This is a genomic window from Nonomuraea sp. GTA35, from assembly GCF_041950525.1.
In the GTDB taxonomy this organism is placed as follows: domain Bacteria; phylum Actinomycetota; class Actinomycetes; order Streptosporangiales; family Streptosporangiaceae; genus Nonomuraea.
Genome location: NZ_JBGNUV010000004.1, coordinates 529359 through 546636, shown reverse-complemented (window position 1 = coordinate 546636; position 17278 = coordinate 529359). Strand labels below are relative to the sequence as shown.

The 17278-nt window shown below is 72.5% G+C and carries 16 protein-coding genes; 3 read left to right on the top strand and 13 right to left on the bottom strand.

The genetic code is table 11. The features are described from left to right. Window positions 1-55 precede the first annotated feature (55 nt). On the top strand, window positions 56-1084 hold the full coding sequence (locus tag ACBJ32_RS21020; protein WP_375128139.1) for a saccharopine dehydrogenase family protein: 1029 nt from the start codon (window positions 56-58) through the stop codon (window positions 1082-1084). 6 nt (window positions 1085-1090) lie between these two features. Here the strand turns inward: ACBJ32_RS21020 and ACBJ32_RS21015 are convergent, their stop codons facing one another. The 11 genes from ACBJ32_RS21015 to ACBJ32_RS20965 all read right to left on the bottom strand — a co-directional run bounded on the left by ACBJ32_RS21015 (window position 1091) and on the right by ACBJ32_RS20965 (window position 13119). Continuing rightward, window positions 1091-1396, bottom strand: a complete 306-nt coding sequence (locus ACBJ32_RS21015; protein WP_375128138.1) for a hypothetical protein — start codon at window positions 1394-1396, stop codon at window positions 1091-1093. Window positions 1397-1400: 4 nt separating this feature from the next. Next, window positions 1401-2057, bottom strand: a complete 657-nt coding sequence (locus tag ACBJ32_RS21010; RefSeq protein ID WP_375128137.1) for a class I SAM-dependent DNA methyltransferase — start codon at window positions 2055-2057, stop codon at window positions 1401-1403. Between the two features lie 37 nt (window positions 2058-2094). Next, the gene (locus ACBJ32_RS21005; protein WP_375128136.1) at window positions 2095-3201 is read right to left on the bottom strand and encodes a hypothetical protein; all 1107 of its coding nucleotides are present in this window, start codon (window positions 3199-3201) and stop codon (window positions 2095-2097) included. Between the two features lie 57 nt (window positions 3202-3258). Continuing rightward, complete coding sequence (locus ACBJ32_RS21000) at window positions 3259-4251, bottom strand: hypothetical protein (protein ID WP_375128135.1); 993 nt, start codon at window positions 4249-4251, stop codon at window positions 3259-3261. 47 nt (window positions 4252-4298) lie between these two features. Beyond that, a complete protein-coding gene (locus ACBJ32_RS20995) occupies window positions 4299-5240 on the bottom strand; it encodes a GlxA family transcriptional regulator (protein ID WP_375128134.1) in 942 nt (313 codons plus the stop codon). Window positions 5241-5482: 242 nt separating this feature from the next. Continuing rightward, window positions 5483-7336 (bottom strand): hypothetical protein, encoded by a 1854-nt coding sequence (locus tag ACBJ32_RS20990; protein ID WP_375128133.1) that lies wholly within the window; start codon window positions 7334-7336, stop codon window positions 5483-5485. Window positions 7337-7338: 2 nt separating this feature from the next. Beyond that, entirely contained in the window at window positions 7339-8169 is an 831-nt protein-coding gene (locus tag ACBJ32_RS20985) for a carbohydrate ABC transporter permease (protein ID WP_357874193.1), read from the bottom strand. Further along, entirely contained in the window at window positions 8159-9100 is a 942-nt protein-coding gene (locus ACBJ32_RS20980; RefSeq protein ID WP_375128132.1) for a carbohydrate ABC transporter permease, read from the bottom strand. The genes ACBJ32_RS20985 and ACBJ32_RS20980 overlap by 11 nt, the downstream gene beginning before the upstream one ends. Window position 9101: 1 nt before the next feature. Further along, a complete protein-coding gene (locus tag ACBJ32_RS20975; RefSeq protein WP_375128131.1) occupies window positions 9102-10361 on the bottom strand; it encodes an ABC transporter substrate-binding protein in 1260 nt (419 codons plus the stop codon). 53 nt (window positions 10362-10414) lie between these two features. Next, window positions 10415-12019, bottom strand: coding sequence for an FAD-dependent oxidoreductase (locus ACBJ32_RS20970; RefSeq protein WP_375128130.1), 1605 nt, complete (start codon window positions 12017-12019; stop codon window positions 10415-10417). A gap of 80 nt (window positions 12020-12099) precedes the next feature. Then, window positions 12100-13119 (bottom strand): LacI family DNA-binding transcriptional regulator, encoded by a 1020-nt coding sequence (locus ACBJ32_RS20965; RefSeq protein ID WP_375128129.1) that lies wholly within the window; start codon window positions 13117-13119, stop codon window positions 12100-12102. A 172-nt stretch (window positions 13120-13291) separates the two neighbouring features. Here ACBJ32_RS20965 and kstD point away from each other — a divergent pair, with 172 nt between their 5' ends. After that, the gene (gene kstD / locus ACBJ32_RS20960) at window positions 13292-15064 is read left to right on the top strand and encodes a 3-oxosteroid 1-dehydrogenase (protein WP_375128128.1); all 1773 of its coding nucleotides are present in this window, start codon (window positions 13292-13294) and stop codon (window positions 15062-15064) included. A gap of 21 nt (window positions 15065-15085) precedes the next feature. Here the strand turns inward: kstD and ACBJ32_RS20955 are convergent, their stop codons facing one another. Next, window positions 15086-15904 (bottom strand): MerR family transcriptional regulator, encoded by an 819-nt coding sequence (locus tag ACBJ32_RS20955; RefSeq protein ID WP_375128127.1) that lies wholly within the window; start codon window positions 15902-15904, stop codon window positions 15086-15088. On the opposite strand from ACBJ32_RS20955, the gene ACBJ32_RS20950 reads away from it, so the two are divergent. Further along, entirely contained in the window at window positions 15894-16121 is a 228-nt protein-coding gene (locus tag ACBJ32_RS20950) for a hypothetical protein (protein WP_375128126.1), read from the top strand. The genes ACBJ32_RS20955 and ACBJ32_RS20950 overlap by 11 nt on opposite strands. A 47-nt stretch (window positions 16122-16168) precedes the next feature. Here ACBJ32_RS20950 and ACBJ32_RS20945 read toward each other — a convergent pair whose 3' ends face one another. Beyond that, the gene (locus ACBJ32_RS20945) at window positions 16169-16939 is read right to left on the bottom strand and encodes an enoyl-CoA hydratase-related protein (RefSeq protein ID WP_375128125.1); all 771 of its coding nucleotides are present in this window, start codon (window positions 16937-16939) and stop codon (window positions 16169-16171) included. Between the last annotated feature and the right edge of the window lie 339 nt (window positions 16940-17278).

Here is a 17278-nt window from a genome sequence, read left to right as displayed (position 1 = left end):
GGTGGTCCCTGCCAGGATGTTCGCAACAGGATCATCCGAGAACGGGGGAGAACCCATGGGATCAGGGCAGACGGTCGCGGTGTTCGGCGCATACGGGCACACCGGGCGTTTCGTGGTGGCGGAGCTGCGCGAGCGCGGGTTCGTCCCGGTCCTGTCCGGGCGGGACGCCGACAAGCTCAAGGCGCTGGCCTACGAGACCGGGCTGGAGGCGCGGCCGGCGTCGGTCGACGACCCGGCCTCGCTCGACCGCGCGCTGGCCGGAGCGGCGGCCGTGATCAACTGCGCCGGGCCCTTCGCCACGACCGGCGGCCCCGTGATCGAGGCGGCGCTGCGCGCCGGGATCCCCTACCTGGACGTGGCGGCCGAGATCGAGGCCAACGCCGACACGTTCGCGCACTTCGGCGAGCGCGCCCGCGCCGCGGGAGCGGTGATCGTGCCCGCGATGGCCTTCTACGGCGGCCTCGGCGACCTGCTGGCCACCGCCGCGATGGGCGACTGGACGTCGGCCGACGAGGCGCACATCGCGTACGCGCTGAGCAACTGGCACCCCACCGCCGGGACTCGGGCCTCGGGCGTGATCTCGCGGGAGCGGCGGGACGGCCGGCGCGTCCGGTACGCGAACGGCCGGCTGGAGTACCGCGACGACCAGGCACCGACGCTGGAGTGGCCCTTCCCCGAGCCGGTCGGGCCCCGGGCCGTCATCGGGGAGTTCACGATGGCGGACGTCGTCACCGTCCCCAGCCACCTGTCGATCCCCGAGGTGCGCACGTACATGACGGTCGAGGCGGCCAAGGACGTCGTGGCCCCGGACGCCCCGGCGCCCGCCCCGGCCGACGAGTCGGGGCGGTCGGCGCAGACGTTCCTCGTGGACGTGGTCGTGCGCTCGGGCGGCAAGGAGCGGCGCGCCGTGGCCACGGGGCAGGACATCTACGCCATCACCGCGCCGCTCGTGGTGGAGGCCGTCGAGCGCGTCCTCACGGGGCGGACCAGGGCGGTCGGCGTCGCCTCCGCCGGTGAGATCTTCGACGCGCCCGACTTCCTCCGCGCGCTGTCCGCGCACCTCTCGGTGGATCTGCGCCCGTAGCCGCGCTCAGGGGCGCCGCCCGCCGGCTTCCGTCCCGCCGGAGCCGGGGTCGACGTGCCCGCCGGGCGGCAGCCACGCCCTGGCCTTCCGGTGGTCGACGAGCATCATCGAGGCGCGGTCCCGGTCCACCAGGGCGGCGTACACGACGAGGTGCCACGGTGGTGTGGCCGGCTTGGCCACCCGGAACAGCGGCGCGCCCGAGTCCACCCAGCCCAGCGTCCACCGGCGGTCGGCGGCCTCCCGGTCGTCGTGCGGGGAGATCCCCTCGACCAGGGCGCGGATCAGCGTCCGGGGCTGATCGGCGAGTGGCATCGGATCAGTCCCGGCCGGGTTTGTACGCCAGGAAGAACCCCTGCGGGCCCGACCGCGGCCGCTCGCTCGCGTCGGGCTCGCGGATCAGCCGGGCGTCCACGACCAGCCCGGCCTCGCCCAGCAGCTCGGCGATCTGCTCGGGAGGATTCCAGTAGACGTCGAGCGACAACTCGTGACCGTAACCCCTGCTCAGGTGGCGACGCTGGTCACCCACCTTGAACGCGATCAGCAGGTGACCACCCGGAGCCAGCACCCGATGGGCCTCGGCGAACACCGTCGGCAGCAGCTCCGGCGGCGTGTGCACGGTGGAGTACCACAGCACCGCGCCGCCGACGGCCTCGTCCGCCAGGTCCAGAGCGGTCATCGACCCCACGTCGAACCGCAGCCCCGGGTGGCTCCGGCGGGCGACGGCGATCATCTCCGGCGACAGGTCGACGCCGAAGGCGTTCACCCCCAGAGCCCGCAGGTGCGCCGTGACGCGGCCGGGACCGCAGCCGAGATCGGCGACCTCCCCGGCGTCCCGCACGAGCTCGGCGAACGCCGCCAGCATGGCGCGGTCCAGCGGCTTGGTGTCCAGCTCGTCACGGAGAAGCTCGGCGTAGTCGGCGGCGACGGTGTCGTAGGCCACCCGGGTCTCATGGAGGTAGGCAGATTCGGTCACGGCCAAGGACGATAGCCCCGCCGACTGACAGCCGCGGCTAACTCGTGACGACCCGTTCGTCCTGGCGGCCCAGGAAGAAGTAGACGCCGCGGTCCGTCTGCATGGCGGTGTGGAACTTCCTGGCCTTGGGCTTGGCCGACTCGTTGGTGGTGACGACCGTGACGACCACGTAGTTCAGGTACGCGCCCGAGTAGATCGCGCCGTAGGCGTACCTGCTGTGAGCGCTGCCCCTGCGCCAGGCCACCTTCCTGTCGGCGCTGTTCTTGAGCTGGTTCGCGGTCTTCTTGGCGTCGCCGGTCCCGGGGAACTGCAGCACGATCTGCACCGCCCTGAGGTTCCCGCCGTAGGCGGTGTAGGCGAGCTGGATGGCGCTCTCGCAGTTGTTGTCGGCCATCACGCCCTCGGCGTCCAGCGGGTCGCACGAGTCGTACGTCCAGCCGCCGACCTTGCGCGCCGCGTACTTCTCGCCCTTCAAGGAGTAGTTCCAGTTGCCGAACTCGGTGTGGTCGAGCGGTCCCTTCGAGTTGTCGCTGGGCGTGCTGGACGGCTCGGGGGACTCGGTCGGCGTGGGCGACGCCGCCGGGGACGACGGTGCTGGGGACGACGGCGCGGGGGACGACGGTGGTGCGGACGTCGGCGGGGTGCTCGGCTGGGCGATGGGGGTGGCCGTGGGGCCGCCTGAGGAGTTGAGGTAGGCGTAGGCGCCGAAGGCGCCGCCCCCGAGCAGGAGGAGCGCCGACAGGGCGACGATCACGCCGATGAGCACGGGGTTGTTGCGGTTGCCCGGCGGAGGGCCATAGGGCGGCGGCGGGCCGCCCTGGTTGCCGTACTGGCCGGGTGGCGGGCCGCCCTGGTTGCCGTACTGGCCGGGTGGCGGGCCGCCCTGGTTGCCGTACTGGCCGGGTGTCGGGCCTGCCTGGTTGCCGTACTGGCCGGGGGGTGGCCCGGCCTGGTTGCCGTACGGGCCCTGGCCCTGCCCGTGATCGGGCTGGCTCTGGGGTGGCCCGTAGCCGGGCCGGCCCTGTCCGGGGGCCTGAGGGGGGCCGTAGCCGGGGGCACCCTGGGCTGGTGGCGGCGGCCCGTACCCTTGGTGCCCCTGAGGCCCCCAGGGCCCTTGGGGAGGGGGCTGCGGAGGGTATGCCATCACCCCATTGTGGGACACACCACCACCACATACCCCAACCGCCCCACAATTACGATCTCACGCACACCGCCAGACGGCCGCGGCCGGCGAGGCGTTCTGGCCGCGCGTCGTACCGCCGATGGTGTCGTCGTCCCCGATCGTCGTGACGGAGGTGGCATCGCCGAGCTGGCCCACCAGCGTTCCGAACCGCCAGACCTGGAACGGCGTGGACGTCAGGGAGCTGACGATGAGCCCGTTCCTGTTGATGTGCGCCGCCAGCGCGCTCTGGGGCAGCACGTGCGGCTGCCCGTTCCGGTCCCAGTACGCCGGCCGGTTCGGCTCGGAGCCCAGCCGGAGCGACCCGGCCACCAGCCCGTCGGCGATGACCCGGGCGTATCCGTGCTGCATGTCCGGCGCCTCCGGCAGGCGGGTGAGCCGGCCGTCGCGCCACAGGTGCGGCCACGGATAGGTCGAGTCCGTCCCCACCAGCAAGGTGCCGTCGTGGTCCACGTCGATCACCTGCATGCCCGCGGGCATGTCCGGCACCGGCTCGACGACGCCGGGCCGGTCGTGCGGCCAGCGCACCACCACGACCACGGTGCTCGTGCCCTGCCAGACCGTGGCGTGACCGTAGACGTCGCCGCTCTCGGTGATCCCGATGGCCCTGCTGCTCGTCTCCGCGCCGGGCAGCGGGGGCAGGATCTCCCGCCTGCCGTCGCGGATGCGGAAGGAGATCGCGGACGCTCCCCACAGGCCCGTCACGGACGTTCCCGCGATGGTCCCGCTGCGGTTCTGGCCCACGACCCGGTCGGTGCCATGGCCGGTTGACCCGTAGTCGATGACCCGGCCGTCCTTCCAGTAGACGATCCGCCAGCCGGTGTCGGGGAAGTAGGCCCTGCCGGAGTAGCCGCCGTTGTGGTCGGTGGCGTCGACCTGGTGCTGCGTCGCGCCGGCGGGCGCCTGGAGCGCCTGCATCCGCCAGGTGCACGCCGATCGTGCCGCCGCTGCCTGGGGCGCGACGGCGAACGCGGCGACGACCAGCATCGCCGCCATCACGAGTCTGCCTGTCATGACAACAGTCGATCGTGATCGGCCGGGGCGGGCATCTCCCTGAGTGCTCAGGAGCCGAACGCGCGCCGGTAGCTGTTGGGGCTCACGCCGGTCATCCTCTTGAAGCGGTCGCGGAAGGCGGTGGGCGAGCCGAAGCCGACCTGGGCGCCGATGCGCTCGACCGGGTGCCGGGTGGTCTCGAGGAGATGCTGGGCCTGCCGGATGCGGGCGCGGTGCAGCCACTGCAGCGGGGTGGTGCCGGTCTGCTCGCGGAAGCGGCGGATCAGCGTGCGCGTGCTCATGCCGGCGTGGGCGGCGATGCCGTCGAGGGTCAGGCTGCCGGCGAGGTTGTCCTGCAGCCAGGCGAGCAGCGGCTCCAGCTCCGAGCCGCGCGGGACGGCCGGGTGGTCGTGGACGATGAACTGGGCCTGCCCGCCCTCCCGCTCCAGCGGCATGACGGACAGGCGGGCGGCGTCGGCGGCGACGGCCGAGCCGTAGTCGCGGCGGATCAGGTGCAGGCACAGGTCGAGCCCGGCGGCGGCGCCGGCCGAGGTGAGGAACTGGCCGTTGTCCACGTACAGGACGTCGGGGGCGACCTCCAGCCGCGGATGGGCGGCGGCCAGCCGCTCGGCCAGGATCCAGTGGGTGGTCACCCGCCGGCCGTCCAGCAGCCCGGTGGCGGCCAGCGGGAAGGCGCCCGAGCAGATGGAGGCGATGCGGGCGCCGTTCGCGGCCGCCGCGCGCAGGGCGTCGCGGACGGCACCGGGCAGCGGCGCGAACGGGTCCGAGGTGCCCGGCACGATGATCGTGTCCGCTCCCTCCAGCTCGTCCAGCCCCCAGGGCACGCCTATCGTGAACGCGCCCGCGCTGACCTCGGACCGCTCGCCGCACACCCGGGTCCGGTAGCCGGGACGCCCGCCGGGCAGCCGCGTGCGGGTGAAGGCCTCGATCGGGACGGACAGGTCGAACGGGATCACCTGGTCGAGCGCCAGTACGGCGACGGTGTGCATGGCCGCAACCTACCTGGCCGCCCGCCCGCCCTCTCCGGCGGTCATCGGCCGGCCCGCCGTCCGGCCAGCGACGCCACCCGGTACTGCAACGCCGGCGCCGGCCCGAACCCGAGCATGGCCAGGACGCGCGGCGCGAACGCGGACCGGGCCTGATCGCGCAGCCCTGGCGGCCCCACCGGCGGGTGGCACCGGCCACCGAGCTCCGCGGGAGACAGCCACGAGGACAGGGGGTGGTGCGCCCGTCACCCCATGATGACCGTGAGCTCGAACCTGCCCTGGTGCGGGATGCGGAGCGCGTGGAAGCGGCGGGAGCCGTCGCGGAAGTAGCGCACGGTGCCGGCCGCGACGGTCGCCTGCGAGGGGACGCCCCAGCGGAAGCGGATCGTGGTGCGGCCCCAGCGCACGTCGAAGCCGTCGGCGGTGGCGGTGGTCGAGCCGCCGAACGCGGCACGCGTGCCGTCGGTGAAGGTGAGGACGTCGTCGGGCCGCAGTACGAGGGGGATCTGCTCGGTGGCGGCGGCGTTCGCCGTGACCGTGCGCCGGACCGTCCGGCGGGTGATCAGCACGTCCGTGGTGACGTTCGCGTTGCCGTACCGGATGCCGAAGGCGGCGGGCGCCGGGCCGCCGGTCCACTCGCCGCCACCGGGGGCGCCGCGGAAGTAGGTGGCGGGCAGGGGGCCACCCGAGTCGGGGACCTGGCCGGGGAAGACGGTGGACCAGCAGGCGTGGTTGTTGTCGTTGAGCCCGCAGATGATCGTGCCGGCCTCGGGATGCCACAGGAAGGTCAGCCCCGTGCGGGCGCGGGAGGCGCGGTCGCCGAAGTAGCCGCCCAGGTACAGGCCGGGCTTGCGGACGTACAGGAAGTCCTGGCCGCGGTCGCTGCGCAGCTCGACGAAGTCGGACGAGCGCAGGTAGGGCAGGTCCGCGATGGCGGCGGCCCGCTGCCGCCTGCTGGGGAAGCGCTCGCCGAGCAGGCCGTGGGTGAGGATGCGCGGGGAGGTGTCCTGCTTGGCGAGCGGCGTCACCGGCTCGGCGGACGCGGCCCAGGCGGCGCGGGCCTGGGCCAGGTCCTCGCGGGCGGTCATGAACGCCGACAGCAGCGGCACCTGGCGGGTGAAGGTCCAGTTGAGCGCGGTCCTGTCGGGGTCGGGCCTGACCTCGTCGTACCAGCGGGTGCTGGTACGGGTGGAGGGGGCGACGTTGACCAGGTATCCGGCGCCGTCCGGCTCGCGCAGCAGGTTGTAGGACAGGAAGCCGGTGAACGCGCGGGCCATGTCCACCAGGTGCGGGTCGGGGTTGTGGTGGTAGGCGTCGGCCAGCTCGGGGAGCATGACCTCGAAGTTGTAGTTCATGTCGTGGCCGCCCTCCTCGTGGAAGAAGCCGGCGGAGCTCAGGCCGGTCGTGGCGATCCTGGCGAAAGCCTCGGTCAGGCGGGCGGAGAGCGCGGGGTCGGGGTCGAGCCGGAGCGCGACCGAGGACCCGGCCAGGCCCGAGGCGGTCTGGTTCGACCAGGTGAGGCGCTCCTGCCAGACGGTCGGGTTGCCGGCGTCGAGGAACCACGTCATGGCCGTCCGCAGCGCGGCGGTGAGCTGTGCCTGCCGTGCGGGCAGGGCCCCGCTCGCGCGCAGGATGCTCAGGGTCTTGGCCAGGTAGCCGATGCCGAACCCGGTGGGCGCCAGGCCGTGCTGGCCCCGGCTGTACTCGGGGAAGGAGCCGTCGGCGTGCTGCAGCGACAGGTAGTGGCCGAGCGCCGCGTCGAGCGCGGCCAGCAGCCCCGCGTCCCCCGCGTACGGGTTCCACGCGCGGGCGTTGGCGTGGAACCAGGCCAGCGTGAAGACGTGCTCCTGCACGCGGGCGTTGTACGGCGCCGCCGGGTTGCGCCACCAGCCGCCGGCGAAGAAGCCGCTGTCGTCCATGTCGTTGACCATGGGCGCGAGGGTGGCCAGGTACGGCGCGAAGCGCTGCTCGTGGGGGGCGAACAACCCGCGGTCCACGGGCGGCACGGAGGGGATGCCGGCGTGGGCGGTGCCGGGCGCGAGCACGGGGACGGCCGGGAGCAGGGCCGCGGCGCGGAGGAGGGTGCGGCGAGAGAGCATGGTCAGCCTTTCAGACCGGTGTGCGCGAGCCCCTCGATGAACTGCCGCTGGGCCAGCACGAAGACGACCAGGATGGGCAGGGCGGTCATCGTGGCGGCGGACAGCTGCACGTTCCACAGGGGCGAGCCGTAGGCGTCGACGAACTGGGTGAGCGCCTGCGGCAGGGTGAACTTCGACGGGGTCGACAGGAACACGATGGGTTCGAGGTAGAGGTTCCACGAGTGCAGGAACGTGAAGATGGCGACGGCGCCGAGCGCGGGCCTGGCCAGCGGCAGCGCGACGCGGTAGAAGGTGCCGAAGCGGCCGAGCCCGTCGACCCTGGCGGCCTCCTCCAGCTCGCCGGGCAGCGTGATGAAGAACTGCCGCATGATGAACGTCGCCAGCACGCTGGGCGCGCCCAGGATCGGCACCAGGATCAGCGGCCAGTGCGTGTCGGTCAGCCCCGCCGCGTGGAACATCTGGAACAGCGGGACGATCGTCACCTCGCTGGGGATGAGCAGGCCGACGAGCACGACCAGGAAGAGCACGTTCTGGCCGGGGAAGCGGATGCGGGCGAACGCGTAGCCGGCCATCGCGGCCACCGCCATCGTGCCGGCGGTCACCACCGCCGCGATGTAGAGGCTGTTGAGGTACTGCTGCCCGAACGGCTGCAGCTCGAAGACCCGGCCGTAGGTGGAGAAGTCGAACCTCGACGGCAGCAGCGCGGGCGGGAAGGCGAAGATGTCGCTGATCGGCTTCACCGACGAGGTGACCATCCACCAGGTCGGGAAGACGAACGGCACGCACAGCACGCACAGCAGCGCGTACAGCGCGAGCTTGACCCTACGACTCATGGAAGACCCACTTCCGGCGCAGCCGCCACTGCAGCAGCGTCAGCGCCGCGACGATCAGGAACAGCAGGACCGACAGGGTGGCGCCGTAGCCGAGGTGCCGGAACTGGAAGGCCTGCTGGTACAGGTAGTAGACGAGGACCGTGGTGGACATGCCGGGCCCGCCCTGGGTGAGCACGGCGATCTGGGCGAACACCTGCAGCGACCCGACCACGGTGATGATCGAGGTGAGCAGGATGGTGGGGCTGATCAGCGGCACCGTGATGCGCAGGAACCGGGTCCTGGCGCCGGCGCCGTCGAGCTGCGCGGCCTCGTAGAGCTGGCGCGGCACCCCCTGGAGCGCCGCCAGGAACAGGACCATGTTGAGCCCGACGTTCTTGACGACCTGGACCACGATGACCGACAGCAGGGCCGTGCCCTCGCCGCGCAGCCAGTTGGGCCCTTCCACGCCCGCCACGCCGAGCAGCCCGTTGACGCCGCCGTCCTGCTGGAGCAGGAACTGCCACACGATCGTCCAGGCGACCAGCGACACCAGCACCGGCGAGAAGAACAGCGTGCGGAAGAACGTGGTGCCGCCCAGCCGCTGGTTCAGCAGGACGGCCAGGGTGAGCGCGAGGGCGAGGTTGAGCACGACCAGGCCGGCCGAGAAGAGCGCGGTGCTGGTCAGCACCTGCCCCATGTTCGGGTCGGCGAGCAGCTTGGCGTAGTTCTCGCCGCCGACGTAGTCGAACGTGCCCGCCAGCACGTTCCACTCCTGGAGGCTGTAGTGGACGACCAGGCCGAGCGGCAGCAGGACGAACAGCGCGCTGCCCGCGAGCTGCGGCGAGATCAGCAGGTAGCCGACGAGGGCGTCGCGGCGGGGGATGGTCCAGAAGGGGCGGGGCCGGGTGGCGGCGCGCACCGCCACCCGGTCACGCAGGTTCGTCGCCGCCACGTCATCCCCCCAGCAGCGGCTGGATCTTCGCGCACACGCCGTCCAGCACCGCCTTGACGTCGGCGTCCGGCTTCCACAGCGGGTCGAGGGCGGCCCTGGCGGTCTGGGCGAGCTCGGCCTGCCCGGTGTGGCTGGGCTTGACCACGCCCTTCTCGATGCCGTCGATCACGACCTCCTGGAGCTGGTCGCCGTTCAGCATGGGGCTGGTCTTGGCCATGGTGCCGGCGGTCAGCAGCGAGCCGCGCGCGGGCGGGAAGTACGCGGCGAGCTTGGCGGAGTTGGCGGCGTTGGCGAAGTAGGCCAGGAAGTCGGTGGCCTGCTCGGCCCTCGGCGACTTCTTCAGCACCCCGATCCCGGCCTGGCCGATGACCGCGTACTCGCCCTTCGGCCCGGCGGGCAGCGGCACCAGGTCCCACTTGAAGGTCGCGTCCTCCAGCATGGCGGCGCGCGAGATCTGGGCCACGGCCATCGCGGTGTCCCCGGAGAAGAAGTCGACGGCGGTGCCGGGGCCGGGCATCGACTTGTCGGTGAAGATCGCCTTGTGCATGAACGTCATGGCCTCGACCATCTCGGGCGCGTTGAACTGGCAGGTGCCGCCGTCGTCGCTCCACGCCTTGGCGCCCCAGCCCTGCCAGACGGTGGCGAGGTTGTCCCAGGCCTTGTAGTCGAAGTTGAGGATGGTCAGGCCGTTCTTCCCCTTCGCCGCGACGGCCTTGTTGATCTCGCTGGCGTGCTCCCAGTCCCACTGGCCGGCCTCCATCAGGTCCCTCGGCGCCTTCTGGCCCGCGGCCTTGACCAGGTCGGTGTTGACGAAGACGCCGAAGGGCGAGGTGGAGAACGGGTAGGCGTACAGCTCCCCGTCGCGCTCCCACAGGCGGGTGGCGGCCGGGACCAGCTCGCCGGCGTTCTCGATCTTGCTCTTGAGCGGGACGAGAGCGCCCGAGCCGACGAAGTCGGGCGCGGAGTTCTCCATGATCCACGCCAGGTCGGGCGGGTTGCCGCCGGCGATCTGCGTGGTCAGCGTGGTCGTGTAGTTCTCGAACGGGATCGGGTCGAAGGTGATCGCGCCGACCTGCGGGTGGGACTTGCGGTACTCGGCGGCGATCTCGTTGAACAGCTTCAGGTGGGCCTCGTTGGAGGTCCAGATCGACATGCGCAACGGCTGCGGGCCCTGCGCGGCCGTCCCGGCGTCGCCGCCGCAGGCGGTGACGGCGAGGAGGGCGGTCAGCGAGAGTGCCGCCAGCTTCCCGGATGCTTTCATGGGGGGTTTCTCCTTCTGGCGTCGATGACGGCGTCACCAAGTCGACGACGGCGTCAGTAACCGGTGACGTCGGGCCAGCGCAGCTCCACGCCGTCGCGGACGAGCCGATGCTGGTAGTCGGCCAGCAACCGCCCGTCCGCCTGCACGGCGTGCGGCGTGGTCGCGTGGTCCAGGCAGAAGGCGGCGAGCGCGCCGGCCGCCTCGCCGACGTTCCACTCCACCGGGTGCAGGCGGTAGGCGCCGTTGGTGATGTGGGTGGTGCCGATGTTCTTGCAGGCGGGCAGCAGATTGGCCGTCCGCTGCGGGATCAGCGCCCCGAGAGGGATCTCGAACGGGGAGCAGGCGACGTCGATGTAGTTGTCGCCGCCGGTCGAGGGGTGCAGGTCGATGCGGTACATGCCCACGCCCACGGAGTCGTGATAGGAGACGGCGCCCTTGTCGCCGCGTACCGCCACGGACAGGTCCTGCTCGGTGACGGTGGTCAGGGCCCGGACGCGCCGGGACTCGCGGATGTAGGGGGCCTGGGCGAGCCCGTCGGCGCCGCCCGTGACGTCGCCGCGCAGCCGCAGGCCGGGGTAGCCGGTGCCGCCGTCGTGGCGGGGCGCCTCGGTCTGCAGCCAGTACAGCACCGACAGGGACAGCTCGCGGGCCGCCTGGAGGTGCCGGTCGGCGTCCGGCACGTCGATGACCGGCCCCTCCAGGTAGTCGATCATCGGCCAGTTGACGAGCGTGATGTCGCTGCCGTACGCGCCGGGCAGGAAGTTGTCCCGGGCGGCGATCCTGCGGAACGTCCACAGGTTGCCGTCGCCCGGGTTGACCCGCTGGTCGGCCTCCACCAGCCGGGGGTCGTCGCCCGGGTTCGGGGTGAAGGAACGCTCCACGATCTCCAGCGTCCGCGGGCTCGGGCAGCGCCACGACAGCAGCCGGTCGCCCCAGAAGGGCGGCTGGTAGGCGCGCCAGAAGTCGTACGAGGCGGGCCTGTCGATCGTGTGGTCGCCGTCCACGTGGTCGATCGCGAAGCAGACGGACACGGCCTGCATGTTCATCGGCTGCGCGGTCGAGGGGGCGCTCGGCTCGCCGGTCTCGTCCTGGGACTCGAAGCCGGTCACGTACTCGGTCCCGGTCAGGGGCAGCAGCTCGCCGGTCTCGGTGGCGTCCAGCACGTACGCCGCCACGGCCGTGATCTCCCCGCCCCCGTCGCGGTGCGCGAGCCGCACGGCCGTGACGCGGTCGCCGTCCACCTCGGCCCCGACCGGCCGGTACGGCTGCAGCACGCGCAGCCTCCCCGCCCCCCGGTACGGGGCCAGCATGGCCTCGATGACCGCGACGGCGACCCGGGGCTCGTGGCACAGCTTGCTGACGTGCCCGGCGCCCGGGTTGAGCTCGCGCCACGCCCGCGCCCGCTCGGTCAGCGGGTAGTGCTCGCGGTAGTAGCGCCGGATGCCGTCGCGCAGCGCGCGATAGCTCGCCGTGACGCCGAACCGCTCCACCCAGGTGTGCTCGTCCGGCGGCACCGCCTGGCTGGTGAGCTGGCCGCCCAGCCAGTCGTACTCCTCGGTGAGCACCACCGAGCGGCCCGCCCGCAGCAGGGCGAGCGCGGCGGCCACGCCGCCCAGCCCGCCGCCGACGACGAGCGCGTCTGCCGATATCTCAACCACGTGGGGATTGCCTCTCCTCGACTACGGGTCAGGGGGTGCCAAGGCCGAGCCCTGGACTACGGATCAGGTGGCGCCCTGGACTACGGGCGGGGTGGTGCCAGCGTCGAGCCCTCGACCAGCTCGCACGCCAGCAGTTCCTGCGGGGTGCCGCCGTGCTCCAGCACCTGGGTGAGCAGCTCGACGGCCCTGCGCCCCATCTCCCGCCGGGGGATGCGGAACCCCGCGAAGTCGATGTCGGTGGACACCGGCCTGGTGGGCGCGCCCAGCGCGACGATGGACAGGTCGCGCGGCACGTCCAGGCCGCGGGCGCGGGCGACCTCGGCGATGGCCGCGCCGTCCGCCAGCTCCTCGGCGAACACCACGGTGACCTCGGACGCGGGGCCGGAGCCGAACAGCTCGTCCGCGCCCGCCAGGTGCACGCCTTCGGCCCCTGCCTCGGCCACGCCCTCGGTGAAGCCGCGCAACCGGTCGGCGTAGGACTCCGCGCCCTGCCCGGACCCGACGTAGGCCATCCGCCGGTGCCCGAGCGCCGCCGCCCGCCGGACCAGCGCGCGCACCGCCGGCGGGTAGTCCGCGCCGACGTACGGCACCGGCCCGCCGGCGTCGTCGCGGCGCCCGACCGAGACGAACGGGATGCCCTCCGACAGCAGCCTGGACAGGTCGTCCCGGTGGATCGTCCGGCCGAGCAGGACGCATCCGTCCGCCAGCCGGATCCGGCTCTCCGCGCTGAAGATGCGCCGCCGCTCGCCCTGCTCCACCTTGGCGCTGGTGAACAGCAGCAGGTCGCAGCCCGCCTCCTCCGCGCACTCCTCGATCCCGACCAGGAACGGGTGGTAGAAGTCGGCGCTCTCGGCGGGGAAGACGGCCTCGTAGGTGAACACGCCGTAGATGCGGTTGCGCCGCTCGACGAGCCGCCGCGCCGCCGGGTCGGCCACGTAGCCGGTCTCCCTGATCACCTGGAGCACCCGCTCGCGGGTCTCGGGCGAGATCCGCACCTCGCCCTCGGCCCTCCCGTTGAGCACCAGGGACACCGTCGTCTGGCTCACACCCGCCATGCGCGCGATGTCCTGCTGCGTCAGCCGCCGACCTGAAGGAGCCACAGTACGTATCACCCGTTCCGCTGATAATGCGTATTAGTCCGGTCATTGTGGAACCGGGCACAGTGGGGCGTCAAGGGGTAATCGCTGAAGTAATAGGTATTAGCGGTCTTGGCGCTGGAAACGGGCGGTCTCGCCGTTGACAGGCGTAACAACCAAGCGCATGCTTGGGCGCATGGCCGGATCAGCGAGATCGACCAGCAGTCACGACCCCGGAGGCCCCAGCCGCCGTACGCTGCTGCGCGGCGCCGCCGTCGCCGGAGGCGCGCTGGTGACGGGCGCCGCGCTGGGCGGCTCGCCCGCCCGCGCCGAGACCGAGTACGACGTCGTGGTGGTCGGCGCGGGCGCCGCAGGGATGACCGCGGCACTGGCGGCGGCCAAGCGCGGGCTGCGCACCGTCGTGATCGACAAGGCGCCGACGTTCGGCGGATCGGCCGCCCGCTCGGGCGCGGGCATCTGGATCCCGAACAACGAGGTCATCCTCGCCGCCGGGGTGCAGGACACCCCCGCCAAGGCCGCCGCCTACCTCGCCCGCGTCGTCGGCGACACCGTGCCGATCGAGCGGCAGCGGGCGTTCCTGGCCGCGGGGCCGGCCATGATCTCGTTCGTGATGCGGAACAGCCCGCTGCGCTTCCGGTTCATGGAGGGCTACTCCGACTACTATCCGGAGCTGCCCGGCGGCATGCCCGGCGGGCGCTCCATCGAGCCCGCCCAGCTCGACGGCAACCTCCTCGGCGCCGAGCTGGCCCGCCTGAACGGCCCGTACATCCCCACCCCCGCCGGCATGGTGGTCCACAGCGCCGACTACAAGTGGCTCACGCTCGCCGCCGTCAACCCCAAGGGCCTGGAGGTGAGCGCCGCGTGCCTGCTGCGCGGCACCGAGGCCGCGCTGCGCGGCGAGAAGCCGCTGACCATGGGCCAGTCGCTGGCCGCCGGGCTGCGGGCCGGGCTGGCCGCCGCCGGCGTGCCGGTGCTGCTGAACACCCCGCTGCTCGACCTGAGCCGCGAAGCAGGACGGGTCACGGGCGTCATCACGCCGTCCGGCGCGATCAGGGCCCGGCGCGGCGTGATCATCGGGTCGGGCGGGTTCGAGCACAGCGCGGCCATGCGCGCGGAGTTCCAGCGCCAGCCCATCGGCACGAGCTGGACCGTCGGCGCCAGGGCGAACACCGGCGACGGCATCGAGGCCGGCGAGCGGGCCGGCGCCGCGCTCGACCTGATGGACGACGCCTGGTGGGGCCCGGCCATCCCGCTGCCCGACGAGCCCTACTTCTGCCTGGCCGAGCGCACGCTGCCCGGCAGCGTCCTGGTCAACGGCCACGGCGTGCGCTTCGTCAACGAGGGCGCCCCCTACAGCGACGTCGTCCACGTCATGTACGACCGCAACAGCGCCGCCACCCCGCACATCCCCGCCTGGCTGATCGTCGACCAGCACTACCGCAACAAGTACCTGTTCAAGGACGTCGCGCCGCTGCTGCCGCTGCCCGGCGCCTGGTTCGACAGCGGGGCCGCGTACAAGGCGTGGACCATCGAGCAACTGGCCCAGCGGATCGGAGTGCCCCAGGCCGCGCTGCGCGGCACGATCAACCGGTTCAACGGGTTCGCGACGACCGGCAAGGACCTCGACTTCCACCGCGGCGACAGCGCCTACGACCGCTACTACGCCGACCCCCTGGTCAAGCCGAACCCCTGCCTGGCCCCGCTGTGGCTGCCGCCCTTCTACGCGTTCAAGATCATCCCGGGGGACCTCGGCACCAAGGGCGGGATGCGCACGGACGCCCGCGCGCGCGTGCTGCGCGCCGACGGCTCGGTCATCCCCGGCCTGTACGCCGCCGGCAACGCCAGCGCGGCCGTCATGGGCCACAGCTACGCCGGCTCCGGCTCGACCATCGGCCCCGCCATGACCTTCGGCTACGTGGCCGCCAACGACATCGCCGGCATGCTCTGAAGCCGCCGATCGCCGGACGCGTCAGGTCCAGGTCGCCGAATCCGGATCGACGCCCCGCGCGCGGGCGTTGGCGTCGATGATGTCACGGAGCCAGAGGGTCAGGCCCGGCTCGATCGCGTCGTAGTAGGCCGTGAAGCCGGGATCGGCGGCGTGCGTCCTGCCCAGGCAGACCTGCATCGCATGGGTGCAGTCGAAGTACGCGCCGATGGAGGCCCTGTGCCGCTCGGCCAGGGCGTTGGCCTCGGCGCTGCCCGGCCTGACGCCGGCGCGCTTGGCTGCCGCCAGGTCGTTCTCGAGCCTGGCGAGGTTGTCGGCGATCCGCTGCCAGTCCTCGGGGGACATGCCCGCGGCGCGCTCGGCGTACTGCGCCCATTGAGCCGTGTCGCCCCACCGGTCACGTGCGCCCGCGAGCGATGACGGCTCCCAGCGCTGCCCGAAGATCGCGACCTGCTCCTCCGGGGAGAGCAGGATGCCGGCGCTCGCGGCATCGATCATGCGATCGACCGCGTCGACCATCGCCTGCAACCGGGAGATGCGCTCGACGAGCTGGGCGCGCTGCTGTCTCAGCGGCACGGCCATGTCGACCGTCGGAGCGTCGAGCAGCTCGCCGATGTCGTCGAGGGGCAGGCCGAGCTCGCGGTAGATGAGCACCCGGTGGATGCGGGCGACGTCGGCCGCCGAGTAGAGCCGGTAGCCGCCGGAGGTGCGCCCGGACGGGCGGACGAGCCCGATCGCGTCCCAGTGATGCAGGGTGCGGACGGTGACTCCCACGTGCGACGCGGCGGCCCCGACGGTCAGCCCGCCGGCGCCCGCGGCATCGTCCATCACGGTGTCGGTCACGCCATCGAGTCTGACATGCGCGGACCGGTGCCCGCCCTCGCGCCCGGCGCCCGGCCCGCGCGGCGGGCACGGCCGCCACGGCGTCAGCCACTGCGCGATCTTCAACCGGAGGGAGGAGGGCACGCCCGACTTCGACGCGATCGACCCCATCCTCGGCAAGGCGACCGGCACCGTGACGACCTGGCCCACCACGGACCACTCCCCGCGGTACTCCTGATCCCCCGGGCCCAGTGGCGGGCATCACGGAGCCATGCGCGAGACGCGTCAGTCGCTCCATTTCGGCTGGCGCTTGCTCAAGAACGCGGACATGCCCTCGCGAGCCGCGGCGGACTGCGAGGACTCGGCCATGACCCTGGTGGCGAGCTGGTAGGCCTCCGCCTCGGGCAGGGACAGCTGCTGGTGGAGGGTGCGCTTGCCGAGCGCCTTGGAGGCCCGGCTGCCGCGAGTGGCCCGGCCGAGCAGGTCGATGACGGCGGCGTCGAGATCCGCGGCGGGTACCACCCGGTTGACCAGCCCCCATTCAAGCGCTTGCGCGGCGGAGATGGTGTCACCGGTGTAGGCCAGCTCGGCGGCGCGCTTGCGGCCGATGTTGCGGGCGATGGCCACCATCGGGGTGTGGCAGAACCAGCCGCCCTTGCCTCCGGGCGCGGCGAAGCCGGCGGAGTCGGCGGCGACGGCGAGGTCACAGGTGGCGACCAGCTGGCAGCCTGCCGCGGTGGCCAGGCCGTGGACCCGGGCGATGACCGGTTGCGGCACCGATTCGATCAGCTCCATGAGGCGGAGACAGGTGTCAAGGAGGGTGCGCACCCCGTCCACGTCGGCTTCGGCGACGTCGGCGAAGTCATGACCGGCGCTGAAGACGGGACCTGCCCCGGCCAGGATGATCCCTGAGGCGTCGCTGTCGCCGGCGGCGCTGAAGGCGTTGATCAGATCGCGCAGATGGGCCAGCGACAGGGCGTTGCGTCGCTGCGGCCGGTTCATCGTGATCGTCACGAAGTCGACGTCGCGGTCGACCAGTACATGATCGAGGTTCATGGGCGGGCTCCTGATGATTCCGCAGGCCGCGTGACCGCCATCGGCCACGTGCACATTGTTCCCGCCTCGGGGGGCGGCAGCCCTTCGACAGGGTGCCGATGGCGGCCTGGTCGTCCCGGGACCGGCAGCGCCCTTCTTCCCCATGGTGGAGCGGGACGAGTCGGGCGCTGCGGCTGGCGGCCGATCTGGCCGATGCCGGGCATCTGGTCCGGTGGGTGGACGCGAGCGATCACGCCCAGCTCACCGTCCTGCTGTTGCGGGCCGCCCAGGACGACCTCGACGTACCGGACGGGGTGGTCAAGGAGACGCTGGCGGGCAGACGCAACGCTCGCGATGGGT